At 70.8% G+C, this 14,718-nt stretch carries 14 protein-coding genes; 9 read left to right on the top strand and 5 right to left on the bottom strand.

Annotated features, from left to right (window positions below):
* Positions 1-16: 16 nt before the first annotated feature.
* The 3 genes from rocD to ACFSL2_RS20275 form a co-directional block, all read right to left on the bottom strand.
* Positions 17-1,366: an ornithine--oxo-acid transaminase gene (rocD, locus tag ACFSL2_RS20265; RefSeq protein ID WP_377199564.1), complete on the bottom strand. Its 1,350-nt coding sequence runs from the start codon at positions 1,364-1,366 to the stop codon at positions 17-19.
* A gap of 119 nt (positions 1,367-1,485) precedes the next feature.
* A complete protein-coding gene (locus ACFSL2_RS20270) occupies positions 1,486-2,274 on the bottom strand; it encodes a hypothetical protein (protein ID WP_377199565.1) in 789 nt (262 codons plus the stop codon).
* Position 2,275: 1 nt separating this feature from the next.
* Entirely contained in the window at positions 2,276-2,758 is a 483-nt protein-coding gene (locus ACFSL2_RS20275) for an OsmC family protein (protein WP_377199566.1), read from the bottom strand.
* Positions 2,759-2,906: 148 nt separating this feature from the next.
* Here ACFSL2_RS20275 and ACFSL2_RS20280 point away from each other — a divergent pair, with 148 nt between their 5' ends.
* From ACFSL2_RS20280 to ACFSL2_RS20290, 3 genes are read left to right on the top strand one after another with little or no spacing between them, the layout of a single operon-like run.
* Positions 2,907-3,482, top strand: coding sequence for a hypothetical protein (locus ACFSL2_RS20280; RefSeq protein WP_377199567.1), 576 nt, complete (start codon positions 2,907-2,909; stop codon positions 3,480-3,482).
* A 50-nt stretch (positions 3,483-3,532) separates the two neighbouring features.
* Entirely contained in the window at positions 3,533-4,336 is an 804-nt protein-coding gene (locus ACFSL2_RS20285; RefSeq protein WP_377199568.1) for a thymidylate synthase, read from the top strand.
* Positions 4,336-4,857, top strand: a complete 522-nt coding sequence (locus ACFSL2_RS20290; RefSeq protein ID WP_377199569.1) for a dihydrofolate reductase — start codon at positions 4,336-4,338, stop codon at positions 4,855-4,857. The genes ACFSL2_RS20285 and ACFSL2_RS20290 overlap by 1 nt, the downstream gene beginning before the upstream one ends.
* Here ACFSL2_RS20290 and ACFSL2_RS20295 read toward each other — a convergent pair.
* Together ACFSL2_RS20295 and ACFSL2_RS20300 are read right to left on the bottom strand one after the other, a co-directional pair.
* Positions 4,827-6,854 carry a DUF6807 family protein gene (locus ACFSL2_RS20295; RefSeq protein ID WP_377199570.1) on the bottom strand — a complete coding sequence of 676 codons (2,028 nt, stop codon included), beginning with the start codon at positions 6,852-6,854 and terminating at the stop codon, positions 4,827-4,829. The genes ACFSL2_RS20290 and ACFSL2_RS20295 overlap by 31 nt on opposite strands.
* The gene (locus tag ACFSL2_RS20300) at positions 6,854-8,398 is read right to left on the bottom strand and encodes a glycoside hydrolase family 43 protein (RefSeq protein WP_377199571.1); all 1,545 of its coding nucleotides are present in this window, start codon (positions 8,396-8,398) and stop codon (positions 6,854-6,856) included. Before ACFSL2_RS20300 ends, ACFSL2_RS20295 begins: the two co-directional genes overlap by 1 nt.
* A 260-nt stretch (positions 8,399-8,658) precedes the next feature.
* Here ACFSL2_RS20300 and ACFSL2_RS20305 point away from each other — a divergent pair, with 260 nt between their 5' ends.
* The 6 genes from ACFSL2_RS20305 to ACFSL2_RS20330 all read left to right on the top strand — a co-directional run bounded on the left by ACFSL2_RS20305 (position 8,659) and on the right by ACFSL2_RS20330 (position 14,705).
* Positions 8,659-9,636 carry an ABC transporter permease gene (locus ACFSL2_RS20305; protein WP_377199572.1) on the top strand — a complete coding sequence of 326 codons (978 nt, stop codon included), beginning with the start codon at positions 8,659-8,661 and terminating at the stop codon, positions 9,634-9,636.
* A 33-nt stretch (positions 9,637-9,669) separates the two neighbouring features.
* Complete coding sequence (locus tag ACFSL2_RS20310) at positions 9,670-10,350, top strand: YesL family protein (protein WP_377199573.1); 681 nt, start codon at positions 9,670-9,672, stop codon at positions 10,348-10,350.
* Between the two features lie 64 nt (positions 10,351-10,414).
* On the top strand, positions 10,415-11,923 hold the full coding sequence (locus ACFSL2_RS20315; protein WP_377199574.1) for an extracellular solute-binding protein: 1,509 nt from the start codon (positions 10,415-10,417) through the stop codon (positions 11,921-11,923).
* A gap of 73 nt (positions 11,924-11,996) precedes the next feature.
* Positions 11,997-13,277: a glycoside hydrolase family 28 protein gene (locus ACFSL2_RS20320; protein WP_377199575.1), complete on the top strand. Its 1,281-nt coding sequence runs from the start codon at positions 11,997-11,999 to the stop codon at positions 13,275-13,277.
* Positions 13,258-13,776, top strand: coding sequence for a hypothetical protein (locus ACFSL2_RS20325; RefSeq protein ID WP_377199576.1), 519 nt, complete (start codon positions 13,258-13,260; stop codon positions 13,774-13,776). Before ACFSL2_RS20320 ends, ACFSL2_RS20325 begins: the two co-directional genes overlap by 20 nt.
* Positions 13,773-14,705, top strand: coding sequence for a carbohydrate ABC transporter permease (locus ACFSL2_RS20330; RefSeq protein ID WP_377199577.1), 933 nt, complete (start codon positions 13,773-13,775; stop codon positions 14,703-14,705). The genes ACFSL2_RS20325 and ACFSL2_RS20330 overlap by 4 nt, the downstream gene beginning before the upstream one ends.
* Positions 14,706-14,718 lie beyond the last annotated feature (13 nt).

The raw sequence follows: 14,718 nt of genomic DNA on the forward strand, positions 1-14,718 counted from the left end.
CCCTGGGAGCCTACGCTCAGCCGGCGCTCGGTGACAGTTCGGAGCGCTCGTCCTGGTCGCCGGCGGTGGTGCGGTCCGCGATCTTGCCCGTCCCGGCCGTGTCGGCCGTCTCGCCCGTGTCGGCTGTCTCGCCGGTCTCGCCGGGATCGGCGTCGCGCAGCGCCACCAGGGACTCCTCGAGGATGTCCAGCGCCATCTCCAGCTCGGGCTGGACGATCGACAGGGGCGGCGACAGGCGGACGGCTCCGGTGCGGGTGTCCTTCGCGAGCACGCCGCGTTCGAGCAGCGCCTCGCACAGCTCCCTCCCGGTGCCGAGCTCAGGGGCCAGATCGATGCCAGCCCACAGGCCCACGGTGCGGGCCTCGGTCAGCAGCTCCCGCCCGACGAGTGCGTCGAGCCGCTCCCTGAGCACCTTGCCCGACTCCGCGGCTCGCGCCTGGTACTGCCCCGTCGAGAGCAGGTCGAGCGCGGCGATACCGACCGCGCACGCCAGCGGGTTGCCGCCGAACGTCGAGCCGTGCGTTCCCGGCGTCAGGACGCCGAGGATCTCGGGCTTGCCGACCACCGCCGACACGGGGACTATCCCGCCGCCCAGTGCCTTGCCGAGGCAGGCCAGGTCGGGCCGCACGTCCCAGAGCTCGCACGCGAGCGTGGTGCCGGTGCGGCCCAGCCCGGACTGGATCTCGTCGGCGACCAGGGCGATGTCCTGCGTGGTGGTGAGCTCGCGCAGCCCGGGCCAGAACTCGTCCGGAGGCACCAGCACGCCGGCCTCGCCCTGCACCGGCTCCATCAGGACCGCGACCGTGGTGTCGTCCACGGCCTCGGCGACCGCGTCGAGGTCGCCGAAGGGGACCCGCCGGAACCCGGGGGCGAACGGGCCGAACCCGTCCCGCGTGGTCGGGTTGTCCGAGAGGCCGACGAGCGTGGTGGTGCGGCCGTGGAAGTTCCCGTCGGCGACGATCACTGTCGCCTCGTCCTCGGGTACGCCGCGGACGTCGTACCCCCACTTGCGGACCGCCTTGATCGCCGTCTCCACGGCTTCCGCGCCGGTGTTCATCGGCACCACGACGCTGTCCTCGCCGCCGGTGGTCAGCGGCCCGACCACCTCGACGAGCCGCTGCGCGAACTCCTCCAGCCGGTCATGGTCGAACGCGCGCGAGGTGAGGGTGACCTGGCGCAGCTGCGTCATCGCCGCCGCCACCAGGCCTTGGTGCAGGTGCCCGAAGTTCAGGGCCGAGTACCCCGACAGGAAGTCGAGGAACTCGTTGCCGTCCGTGTCCCACACATGCGTACCGTGCGCCCGCGCGATCATGATCGGCAGTGGGTGGTACGTCGGGGCGAGTGCGCCGTGCGTCGTGTCCGCCATGATCTGCAGCCTAGGTCGGGACTTCGGATCCCGCCGAGCAGGTGTGCGATATCCGCTGCTCAGCCGCCTGGCGGCCGCCGAACGGCACGTCGTGCCAGAGCACGGCACGCCCGGCCGGGCTACTTCTGCTTCTGCTCGATGACGCGGGGGAACCGCTCCGGTGGGGTGCCGAAGGCGATGCGGGACTGAGCGATCACCGTGTGGCCGAGGGCGCGCGCGCCGACCCAGCCCACGACCGCACCGACACCGAACGGCAGGATGCGGCCGAGCATCAGGCTGCCCTGCTTGGCGATCTGCTTCTGGATGAACCGGTGCGTGAGCGCCTTGTTCACCCGGTGCAGCGTGGTGCGCGGCATGCTCGTGAGCAGCACCTTGCCCCACGCGACGCCGGAACCGCCGATGGCGTTCTCGACGTCCTGCGCGCCCTTGTCGCCGAGGACGGTCGCCAGGAGCAGCGCCCGGCGTCGCGGGACGTCCTCGACCTCGATGCCGTGCACGTCGGCCACCGCGAGCGAGAACGCCGCCGACGAGGCGAAGAACGTCGCCACGTCGCTCGTGGACAGTGCGACGCTGGCTGCGGTGCCGACGGCCGGGATCGCCGCCGCCGCGCCGACGGCACTGCCCGTGGTCTGGATGACCCGCAGGTACTCCTTCTCCAGGAGCTTGATGACCTCGGCCGGGGACGCGCCGGGGTTGCGCGCCCGCACCTTGTCCACATGCTTGTGGATGGTCGCCGACGGGATGGTCACCGCCCGGCCGACCAGGTGGTCGAGCGGGCTCTGCGGCTTGTAGTGGAGCCAGTCCGCCGGCGTGACCTCCACCGAGTTGTCCGGCTTGAGGACGGCGTCGCCCGCAGCCGACCGGCCGTTGGCCTCCGCCGCCGTCAGCTTCTGCTTTTCATCCGCCATGTCAGCCCTCCGTCGGCTGCTCGAACTGCGCGTCCGGGATCTGGGCTCCTGCCTTGAGCGTGCGCCCCACCGTGCAGGCCTTGTCGATCGACCGCTGCGCGATCGTGAGGAGCTTCGCCCGGTCCTCGTCGTCGAGGGTGGACAGGTCGATCTCGAACTTCTCCGTCAGGACCGGGTACCGGTCGTCGGCGACGTCCTTCGGGTCCTCGACCCGGATGGTCGTCCGGTAGTCGTCGCCCAGCCGGCGCGCGAACGCCTTGTCGCTGCTCATCCCGGCGCACGCGGCGAGCGCGATCTTGAGCAGCTCGCCCGGCGTGAACACGGCGCCGGCCTCGACCGGACCGATGTCGACCCGGGCACCGCGGGCCGAGAAGCCCGTGTAGGTGCGGGTGCCGTTGCGCTCCACCCAGAGCGGGTCGGTGGGCGAAGGGGTCGCCGTGCTGTCGGCGCCGGTGGCGCCCGGGGTGGTGGTCTGCTCCGTCATGAGGATCATCCTTCCACTGGTCACCGACACGGTCACGGAGTGAGGTCCAACGCATCCCGGTCGGTCGGACTAGTGCACAACGCGAACGAGGCCCGCGACGTTCCCGTTCACCGCGCACAGGGGGCCGCGCGCTGCAACGATCGTGCTCATGGCGCAGAACCCGAGCGACAAGCCGGAGGCGACCGGCCCGACGTCGACCGGTCCGACGTCGGGTCCTGCCCGGTGGAGGCCGAACTGGCGCGACGTCGTGAAGCGTCTGGTCGGCGTGGTCGCGGTGATCGTGGCCGTGTGGCTGATCTACCTGTTCCTCGACGCCTTCCTGCCCCGTTGGTGGGCGCAGGTGATCGGCAACGCGGTGGACGGCTCGTTCGCCGCCGGCGCGTGGTGGGGACTGCTGGTCGGTGCGGTGTTCACGGTGGTCCCCGTGCTGCTCCTGGCCCAGGCGGTCATGACGCGGAGGTCCTGGCAGGTGCGCAGCGCGTTCCTGGTCCTCGCGGTGCTGCTCGCCGTGCCGAACCTGCTGACGCTCGGGATCGTGCTCGGCACCTCGGCGGCGGCGCACGCCGGCGAGCGGATCCTCGACGTCGACGGGCCGGCGTTCCGCGGCGGGACCGCGTGGGGCGCGGTGATCGGCGGCATCGTGGCGCTGACGATCGTGACGATGAGCGTGCTGTACCGCCGTCGGGGCGCCCGGATCAAGGAGCTGCGGTCGCAGCAGGACTGACGGCGTGGGCCGCCCCGCGCCGTGTCGGCGGCGAGGCTTAGGCTTGCCGCATGACCGCGATCGACACCCCGTACGAGGACCTGCTGCGCGACGTGCTGGCGAACGGAACCTACAAGGGCGACCGGACCGGCACGGGGACGCGCAGCGTGTTCGGGCGGCAGATCCGGTACGACCTCGCTCAGGGCTTTCCGCTGGTCACCACCAAGAAGGTGCACCTCAAGTCGGTCGTCTACGAGCTGCTGTGGTTCCTGCGCGGCGACTCCAACGTGCGCTGGCTGCAGGAGCGCGGCGTGAAGATCTGGGACGACTGGGCCGACGAGACGGGCGAGCTGGGGCCCGTCTACGGCGTCCAGTGGCGCTCCTGGCCCACGCCCGACGGCGGGCACGTCGACCAGATCGCCAAGGTGATCGAGCAGATCCGCACCAACCCTGACTCGCGGCGGCACGTCGTGACGGCGTGGAACCCGGCAGAGGTCGACGACATGGCGCTGCCGCCGTGCCACGCCCTGTTCCAGTTCTACGTCGCCGACGGCAAGCTCAGCTGCCAGCTCTACCAGCGGTCGGCCGACCTGTTCCTCGGCGTGCCGTTCAACATCGCCTCCTACGCGCTGCTCACGCAGATGGTGGCCGCGCAGACCGGGCTCGCGCTCGGTGAGTTCGTGTGGACCGGCGGGGACTGCCACATCTACGACAACCACGTGGAGCAGGTCGAGACGCAGCTCGCGCGCGACCCGTACCCGTACCCCTCGTTGCGGCTCGCCCCGCGGGAGTCGATCTTCGACTACGAGTTCGAGGACATCGAGGTGCTCGGGTACGTCTCGCACCCCGCCATCAAGGCCCCGATCGCCGTCTGATGATCGGACTCATCTGGGCACAGGCACGCGACGGCGCCGGACGACCGGTCATCGGCGCGGGGGGCGACATCCCGTGGCGCGTCCCCGAGGACTTCGCCCACTTCAAGCGGACCACGGCCGGTCATCCCGTGGTGATGGGACGGCTCACCTGGGAGTCGCTGCCCAAGCGCCCGCTGCCCGGCCGCACCAACGTCGTCGTGTCCTCGCGGGGTCCGTTCGGTGTGCCGGACACGGCAGCCGTGCCGGCGGGGACGCTCGCCGAGGCGCTCGACACGGCCGCGAAGGCGCCCGGCGGGGACGAGGTGTGGGTCATCGGCGGCTCCCAGGTCTACAGCGAGGCGCTCCCGGTCGCCGACGTGCTGGTGGTGACCGAGATCAACACGGAGGTCGAGGGCGACGTGTTCGCCCCTCAGATCGGCCCCGAGTGGACGGTCGCCGAAGCGACGGGGTGGACGACGTCGTCGTCGGGCCTCCGCTACCGCCACCTGCGCTACACGCGCGGGGGGCAGACGGAGGCCTGAGGAGGGCCGAGCCGTGACGTACCTCCGGCCGCCCGCACCCGGGCCACGGCGAACTCGGTCAGGTCGGCGGCGTCGACCGTGTCGAGCCGCCGGTCGACGACCACGGCGACCAGCTCGACGTCGAGCGACGACCCGGCGGCGATGCGCCGTGTCGCGTCCCAGGCGAGCGCCGGACCGGCCCCGACGTAGTCGGCGACCCGTACGAACCAGGGGTCGACGTCGCCGGGCTGGACGAGCAGGAGCGTGGTCCACGCCTCACCGTGCCGGCGCACGACCGCGATCCACGGCGAGCGCGATCCGTGCGCGTGCGCCTCGGAATCGCCGTCCGCGGTGAGCACGGTGGCCTCGTCGGCGAACGGGAGGCGCCAGAAGAGCCCGCCGTAGCCGGCCCCGGGCCGGCCGTTGGTCGCCGGGCTGCCGATCACCACGTCCGAACCCTGCGCGTGCAGGCGGCTCGACCAGCCGAGCGACCAGGCCTCGACCTCCGGGAGCAGCAGGCCAGTGAGGCGGCGGTGCTCGACGACCTGATCGTGCCCGCGTTCGTCGGTCCAGCGCACCTGGCTCGACAGCGTCGCACCGCCCTCGAGGGCCTCGGTGAAGTCCGCGTGCTGCCGGCCCTGGTTGGAGAGCAGCGTGGGCCCTTGGCCACGGACGAACGTGCGGCCGCCCCAGTAGGTGGTGCCGTTCACGTCGGGCACCGCCATCGAGACCCCGTAGTGGTGCCGGTGGTCGATCGGCGTCGTCTGCGTCATCGCCACGCCGCCCAGCGAGTGGAGCGGGTGCAGGTGCGGGCGCGGGCTGTGCACTGCGGGCATGGCGTCCCCGCTCGCGTACCGGGCCAACGGCTGCTCGCCCGTGGTCAGGGCCCAGCCGTCGTTCGTCGCGGACCACCTGGCACGCACGCCGGGATCCGAGGTCCGCACCCGGCCGGCCCGGTCCGACGACGGTACGGCGAGCCGTCGTGCCGGCGGGACCGGCCCGGTGCTGGACCGGACGACGAGACCCGGCATGACGAGCGGGCTCGCGGCCGGGGCCGGCCGTCCGGCACCCGGCGTGGCGGCCTGGTCGGCGACGAGCTGGTGCAGGAGTCCCCAGGCGCGCCCACCGAGCTCGGCCTGCGGCACGGCGGCTGTCGTCAGGGAGGGGGTACCGTAGCGCGCGAGCTCGATGTCGTCGAAGCCCGCGATCGAGATGTCCCCCGGAACGTCGACACCGGTCTCGTTGAGCCGGGCGAGCAGCCCGAACGCGACGAGGTCGTTGAACGCCACCACCCCGGTCGCCTCGGTCGCGAGCACCTCGTCGGCCACGCGGTAGCCGTCATCGACCGTCGACCCGCAGGCCACGGTGGTGACCCGCAGGCTGCTGTGGCGTTCCCGGGCCTCCTCGAGCGCGCGGGCACGCAACGCGTGGGAGGCGCTGGCGCGTGGTCCGGCCACGTAGGCGAGGTCGCGGTGGCCCAGCGCGACGAGATGGTCGACGACGCTGTGCACGCCCGCGCCGTAGTCGACGCGGACGGACGGCACGTCGAGTCCCGGCACGTCGCGGTTGATGAGGACGGCCGGCGTGACCTGGGGGAGCAGCTCACGCAGCGCAGCCTCGGAGCTGCGTGGCGCGGCGAGGATCAGGGCGTCGCAGCGCAGCCGTGCCTCCAGGGCTGTCTCCGCCTCGGCGTCGGCGTGCTCGGCGGTCTCCGCGACGAGGAACCGGAAGCCGAAGGGCTCGGCCGCGGCGACCGCACCGCGCAGGATCTGCTGGAACATCGGGTTGCCGAGGTCCGGGACGACGAGCGCCACCGTGTTCGTGCGCCCGAGAGAGAGGCCGCGCGCCGTCGTGCTGGGGTGGTACTGCAGGTCGGCGGCCGCCGCCCGCACCCGCTCGGCCATGTCCGCCGCGACGGTCGACCGGCCGTTCATGACACGTGAGACGGTTGCCCGCGACACTCCCGCGGCAGCTGCCACCTGGGCGATCGTGGTCCCGTTCTTCGCGGCCCGCGCCATCATGCTTCCTTTCCGGCGACCGTGACCCGGACCGGGCCGAACACCGCGTCGCCGCGCTCGTCGAGAGGTGTGCCCGGCATGCCGGTGGCGAAGAGTCCTACCTCCGCACCGATCCATCGTCCCTCGACCGCCGCCCACGCGGTCGGAAGGTCGTGCCACGGCTCCGTGTCGTCGGTGCGCCAGGCGAAGGTGGCCGAACCCTCGTCGTCGACGGTGAGCCGGAGGTCGAGGGCGTCGCCCGGTGCCGGGAGCTGCGCGAGCGTGTCCTCCGTGCCCCCGCCGCTGCGGCGCAGGGCGACGTCGACACCGGTCGGCGTGCGGACGAGCCCGAGCCAGGCGTACTCGCGCCCGAGCAGCACCATCCCGCACCGCGTCCCCGCCGCGTCGCCCTGGAGGCGTACACGCGTGGTCCATGTGCTCGGCCGGCCAGGGAGCTGCTGGCAGAGCACCGCCCCCTGTTCGCGCAGGTCACCGCGGGTGGTCACCTGCGCCCGCAGCCGGAGCGTCCCGTCCCCGGTCGCCGCCGACCAGTCGGGCAGGGGGTTGGCCTGCCAGTGCCAGCGGGCGGCCGGCCCCGGAGACGTGAAGTCGTCGCTGCGGACCGGTTCCTGCTGGCCGTCGCCGACCGCCGGGACCGGCCGAGGGTGCTCGAGCACGGGTCTGCCCCGGCCCTGCCCCAGCGGCTCACCGATCTGTGGCCACCCGTCCGCCCAGCGCATCGGCTGGAGGTGCACGACGCGGCCGAAGACGCCGCGGTCCTGAAAGTGCAGGAACCAGTCCGATCCGTCCGGCGCGTCCACCCAGGCGCCCTGGTGCGGGCCGTTGACGCTCGACGTGTCCTGCTCCAGCACCACGCGGTGGTCGTACGGACCCCACACGGAGCGGGACCGGAAGACGGTCTGCCAGCCCGTCGCCACGCCACCGGCCGGAGCGAAGATCCAGTACCAGCCGTCGCGCCGGTAGAGCTTCGGGCCTTCGAGGGTGCGGAACCCGGGCAGCTCGTCGCCGTCGACGACGGTGCGCGGGTCGCCGACGACCCGCCGCAGGTCCGGGTCGACCTCGACGACGGTCAGCCGGTTCTTGATTCCGGCGCGGCTGCCGGCCCAGCCGTGCACGAGGTAGGCCCGGCCGTCGTCGTCCCACAGCGGGCACGGGTCGATCAGGCCACGGCCCGGCAGCAGGCACCAGGGCTCCGACCACGGCCCGCGGGGGTCCGCGGCCGTGAGCACGTAGATCCCGTGGTCGGGATCGGGGTACACGATGACGAACAGCCCGTCGTGATGGCGCAGGCTCGGCGCCCAGACGCCCGAGCCGTGGCGGGGGAGCGCGTAGTGGTCGACGGGCGGGACCGCCGGCAGTGCGTTGGTGACGTGGGTCCAGCTCACCAGGTCCCGGGAGTGCAGCACCGGGAGCCCGGGCGCTCTGTTGAAGCTGGACGCGATCATCCAGAAGTCGTCACCGACGCGAATCGCGTCCGGGTCCGGCCAGTCGGCGTCGAGGACCGGGTTCGAGTAGAGCACCATCGCCTGCCTTTCGTCCGTCACACCCTTGTGAAACGCGAGAAACCGGTTCGCCCCAAGTTTCTCCTGCTGCGGCCCGTCCACTCTAGCAACCGGTTTCCTGTTGGCGGTAGCTGCCGCCGGAATTGACGGAAGTTCAAGGAAAACAGGGTCTTGCGGCGCCTGCACTCGTCGGGTACGGTCCCAGAAACCGGTTGCTGACATCGAGGTCTTCACCGGATCCGGCTCGAGGGCGAGCAGAAGGGCACACCAATGGTGGTAGTGACGATGACGGGGTCGCGGAGATGAGCGCGCCGACCACGTCGGTGCCGCGTCCGCCGGCACCGACGGCGGCCCCGGGGCGCTCGCGAGGTGGGCGCCGGCCGCGGGGCTCCGCGTTCTTGCGGCACCGGACCCTGTACCTGATGGCGCTGCCGGGCATCGCGTACTTCCTGGTGTTCAAGTACGCGCCCATGGGTGGGCTCGTCATCGCCTTCCAGGACTACCTGCCGTTCCTCGGCATCGGCGGCAGCCCGTGGGTCGGCCTCGACCACTTCGTCCGGCTGTTCACCGAGGACACGTTCCTGATGTTGCTGCGCAACACACTGGTGATCTCCCTGATGCTGCTGGTCTTCGCCTTCCCGGTGCCGATCGTCCTGGCGCTGCTGCTCAACGAGCTGCGCGGCAAGTACTTCAAGCGGAGCATCCAGTCCGTCATCTACCTGCCCCACTTCCTGTCGTGGGTCATCGTGGCCTCGATCTTCTACGTGCTGCTGTCCACCGACGGCGGCAGCATCAACAACCTCATCGTCGACGCGGGTGGGGAGCCGGTCCCGTTCCTCACCGATCCCGAATGGCTGCGACCGCTGTACATCGGCCAGGAGATCTGGAAGGGCGCAGGCTGGGGCACCATCGTGTACCTCGCCGCGATGACCGCCGTGGACACCCAGCTCTACGAGGCCGCGGAGCTCGACGGAGCGGGCCGGCTGCGCCAGTCCTGGCACATCACGCTGCCCGCCATCCGGCCCACGATCATCGTCATGTTCATCCTGGCCATCGGCGACTTCCTCGAGCTGGGCTTCGAGCACATGTTCCTGGTGATGAACTCGCTCAACCGCGAGGTGGGCGAGATCTTCGACACCTACGTCTACACGACGGGCATCCAGAACGGGCAGCTCAGCTACGCGGCTGCCGTCGGGCTGTTCAAGGGGCTCGTCGGCCTCCTGCTCGTGGTCATGGCCAACCGGCTGGCCAAGCGTTTCGGCGAAGAAGGCGTGTACTGATGCGCCCGGTCCGGCTGTGAAGGGTGGTGCACCGTGTTCTCGTTCGAGGGCTTCGTACGGATCAACACGTTCCTGACCAGCGTGTACCGCGTCGCGTTCCTCAACCTGCTCTGGCTGGTGACGACGGTGGGCGGCCTGGTCGTGGTGGGCGTCGGACCGGCGTCGTACGCCCTGGCGAAGTACCTGGACCGCTGGCTGCGTGCCGGCGAGACTCCGCCGCCGGCACGCGTCTTCTGGAAGTACGCCCGCGAGCAGGCCGGCAGATCGATCCTGGTCTCCTGGATCCTGCTGGCGGCCGGTGCGGTGATCGTCACCAACGTCTTTCTCGCATCGACCTGGTACCTCCAGATCCTCAACGTCGGCGCGCTCGTCGTGCTCGCGATCACCACGGCCTACGTGTACCCGGTCCTGGTGGCGACCGACCTGACCACCATCCCGCGCCAGCTCGGCGGAGCGCTGCTGATCGGTTTCGGGTCGCTCCACTGGACGGTCCTCGGAGCGACGCTCGTCGGAGCGGCCTGGTGGCTGCTGTGGCAGTTCGCCCTGCCGCTGCTCGTGCTGTTCGGCGTGGGGATCCCGGCGTTCGCCGTCGGCCTCGTCACCCGCGCCGTGTTCCGCGGCCTGGCGCCGGACGACGCGCTGGACGAGGAGGCGGACGACGCGCCGGACGAGGAGGCGGAACCGGCGGTGCCGCGAACCGCGGTGGCCCGATAGCTCTACCCGCCCGCCCGCAACGCCGCGGACGGGCGACGACCTCACATCACGGAAGGGATGTCTCATGATCTCAAGAAGGAACGGAACGGCAGTGGCGTCGGCGACGGTGCTGGCACTCACGCTCGCCGCGTGCGGCGGCGGGTCGGGCGACGGCGACGGGGGTGCCGCCGACGCTCCGCTGACCTGGATGTCGATGCTGCACACCCCGACGACGCCGGAGAAGAATGGCACGATCGAGACGGCGCTCGAGGAGTACACGGGGACCGAGTTCGAGATGCAGTGGGTGCCCGACGCCTCCAAGGAGGAGAAGATCAACGCCGCGCTCGCCTCGGGCACGCTCGCCGACATCGTCTCGCTCACCCAGATCGACAGCACGACCGTGCGCTCGTCCCTGACCTCGGGCATGTTCTGGGACGTCGAGGAATACCTCTCCGAGTTTCCCAACCTGTCGAAGATCGACCCCCAGACGCTCGAGGCCGCCCGGATCGACGGCGAGCTGTACGGCGTGCCGTACCAGAAGATCAAGGCGCGCTACGGCGTCGTCGTGCGGCAGGACTGGCTGGACAACCTGGGCCTCGAGGTGCCGCACACCATCGAGGACCTCACCGAGGTCGCCCACGCGTTCGCCCACGACGACCCGGACGGCAACGGCAAGGACGACACCACGGGGTTCTACGACCGCGAGGAGAGCTTCCGGGTCGGCTTCCGCTCCCTGACCGGGTACTTCGGCGCGGGCAGCGTGTTCGAGGCGACCGAGGACGGAGACGTGGTGCCGACCTTCACCACAGACGCGTTCAAGGAAGCCATGGAGTGGTACCGCGGCGTGTACGAGGACGGCGGCGTGAACCAGGAGTTCGTCACCGTGCAGAAGCAGAACCAGCAGGACGGCATCGCGCAGGGCAAGGGTGGCATCGTCGTCACCGGCCTCTTCGAGGCGAAGAACTACCTGGCCATCGCCGAGAGCGCCGACCCGGAGACGCCGATGAAGTGGGCGCTGGTCAACGACCTCACCTACGAGGACGTGCCTCGCCGCATCCTCTCGGACACCAACGGCGGCATGGGCGGCTGGCTCGCGATCCCCAAGTCCGAGGTGGAGACGGAGGACGACCTGCGCAAGGTGCTGGGCTTCATCGACAAGCTCATGGACGAGGAGGCGTACGGCCTCATGACCAACGGCGTCGAGGGCACCCACTACGAGGTCGACGCCGACGGCGTGGTGACGATCACCGACCAGACCGCGTGGGAGCAGGAGGTCCAGCCGTTCAGCTCGTCGCGGCCGTCCGAGAAGGTCGTCACGTACAAGAACGCGACCCCGTACGTGGACGAGGGCAACGAGCTGATGGCGGAGAACGAGGACTACGTCATCACCAACCCGGCGCAGTCCCTGACGTCCGAGACGTACGACAGCCGCTGGTCGACGATCGAGCAGCAGGTCAACGACGCCTACAACCAGTACATCACCGGGGCCATCGAGATGTCCGACTTCGAGGCGACGATCGAGGGCCTCCGCGGCGAGGGCCTCGACCAGATCATCGAGGAGTTCACCGCGGCGTACGCCGAGGTGAACGGCTGACCGTCCCGGGTGCCGGGCGGTCCGACGACGGCCGGCCGGCACCCACCCCCCCCGGCGATGCGAGAGGCAACGCATGCAGACGAGTGACACAGACGTCCTGGAGACCGCCACGTTCCAGGCCGAGATCGACGCGGCCGCACGGGCGGGTGGCGGCACCGTGGTGGTCCGGTCCGGCGTGCACCGCACCGGCGCGCTGCGCCTGCGCAGCCACGTCGAGCTGCACCTCGAGGCCGGGGCCCGGCTGGAGTTCGTCCCTGACCCGGACCTGTACCCGCCGGTCGAGGCACGCTGGGAGGGCGCGCCGAGCCTGATCCATTCCCCGTGCCTGTACGCGAGCGGCGAGACCGACGTCGCGATCACCGGGCTGGGCACCATCGACGGTCAGGGGCAGCGGTGGTGGGACACCTTCCGCGACGACCGCGCAGCCCTGGCCTACCCCCGGCCCACCCTGATCGGGCTGCACGGGTGCGAGCGGGTGACCATCCGTGACGTGTCGCTGCGGGACTCGCCGGCATGGACGGTGCACCCGCTGCTCTGCCAGGACGTCAGCGTCTCGGGCGTGCGGATCACCAACCCGCCCGACTCGCCCAACACCGACGGCATCAACCCCGAGTCGTGCCGGAACGTCCGGATCAGCGACTGTCACATCGACGTCGGCGACGACTGCATCACCATCAAGGCGGGCACGGAGGCCTCGCCGGAGCGGGTCCCGTGCGAGAACGTCACGATCACGGGCTGCACGATGGTGCACGGGCACGGCGGCGTGGTCATCGGCAGCGAGATGAGCGGCGGGGTGCGCAACGTGGTCATCACCGGCTGCGTGTTCCAGGGCACCGACCGCGGTATCCGCATCAAGTCCCGCCGGGGCCGGGGCGGGGTGGTCGAGGACATCCGGGTGACGAACATCGTGATGAGCGACGTGATGTGCCCGATCGTGGTCAACCCGTACTACTTCTGCGGCCCGGGCGGCGACGCACCGCACATCGCGGACCGGCGCCCGTACCCCGTGGACGACGCCACGCCGGTCTTCCGCCGTATCCATCTGGCGCACATCACCGCTCGCGGGGTGCACGCGGCGGCCGGGCACCTCTACGGGCTGCCCGAGCAGCCCCTTGCCGAGCTCACCCTCGACGACATCACGGTCTCCTTCGCCCATGACCCCGTCCCGGGGCGGCCGGCGATGGCGGACGGGGTGGACCTCATGGCCCGGCAGGGCTTCTACCTCGGGAACGTCGCGGACTCCGACGTCGCGCGGGTCCGGGTCGACGGCCGCGAGGGTCCCGTGCTCCACGTCGACGACAGCCCCACGCTGCGCAGGGCGGAGGTGCGAGGCGATGGCATCGACGACGACTGACCGGGTCACGGCCCGGCCCGTGCCGGCCAGGTCCGCACCCGCCGTGGCGGAGTCGTCGCCTCGGCGCACCGTAGAGATCTGGGCGGCCGGGACGGGCATGGTGCTGTCCACCCTGTTCCTCGGTGCGTTCACGCTGGTGCTGAACCGGATCGGCGAGGCGGAGTTCGCCAGCACCCTGTACCCGGAGATGCAGCGGATCGGCCTGGACCTGACGGCGGGAGGTGTCCCGGGTGACGCCTATGACGCCGCACGGGCCCTCGCCGCCTGGTTCGGCTGCACGCTCATGGCGGTGCTGCTCCTCGGCGTCGTCGGAATCTTCGTGGCCAGGCGCCGGCCGGGGAGCCGCACGGCGGGCTGGTTCTTCGCCGCCACGGGCCTGGTCTGCCTGGTGGGCAGCCAGCTCGTCCTCTACCCGGTCGCCTTCTTGTTCTTCGTCAGCGCGGCGATGTTCGCGCTCCGCCGGCCGGATCCGCGGCCCGACCCCGGGAGCACCCGATGACCACGACCGACGCGGCACCGCGGGTGCCACTGAACCGGCTGGCGAAGCGCACGAGCGGCCACCGACGACCCACCGCTGCGATGCGGGTCTTCCGCGTCGTCAACGTGCTCGTGCTGGGCGGCTTCGCGCTGATCTGCGTGCTGCCGTTCCTCAATGTGCTGGGCAGTTCCCTGGCGACGCCGGGCGAGCTCGCGACGCGCAGCTTCGTCATCATTCCCGAGACGTTCACGCTGGACGCGTACCGCTACATCCTGTCGACGTCGACGATCTTCCGTGCGCTCGGTGTCTCGGTGTTCGTCACGGCCATGGGCACCTTCGTGAGCCTGCTGCTCACGTCGTTCATGGCGTACGCCCTGTCGAAGCCCTACCTGCGGGGGCGGCGGGTGATCAACTTCCTCGTCATCTTCACCATGCTGTTCAGCGGCGGGATGATCCCCACGTTCATCGTGGTGCAGAAGCTGGGCCTGATCGACTCGCTGTGGGCGCTGATTCTGCCCGTCGCGATCAACGCGTTCAACTTCGTGATCATGCGCAGCTTCTTCCAGGCGATCCCCGACAGCCTCGAGGAGGCGGCCCGTATCGACGGCTGCTCCGACCTCGGGGTGTTCCTGCGGATCGTGCTGCCGCTGTCGCTCGCCTCGATCGCGACCATCGGTCTGTTCTACGCCGTCGGCTACTGGAACACGTACCAGCACGCCATCCTGTACATCAACGACTCCGCGAAGTGGCCGATCCAGGTGCTCCTGCGGCAGATCGTCATCGTCGCGAGCGGCATGAACGCGGACGCGTCGGTCGTGGACGTGGTGCCACCGGCGCAGTCCGTGAAGATGGCAGTGATCGTCGTGGCGACGTTGCCGATGCTGCTGGTGTACCCGTTCATCCAGCGCTACTTCGTGAAGGGCGCGCTCATCGGGTCCGTCAAGGGATAGGGCCTCGGGAGGC

It is taken from the genome of Promicromonospora aerolata (assembly GCF_042682255.1).
Taxonomy (GTDB): domain Bacteria; phylum Actinomycetota; class Actinomycetes; order Actinomycetales; family Cellulomonadaceae; genus Promicromonospora; species Promicromonospora aerolata.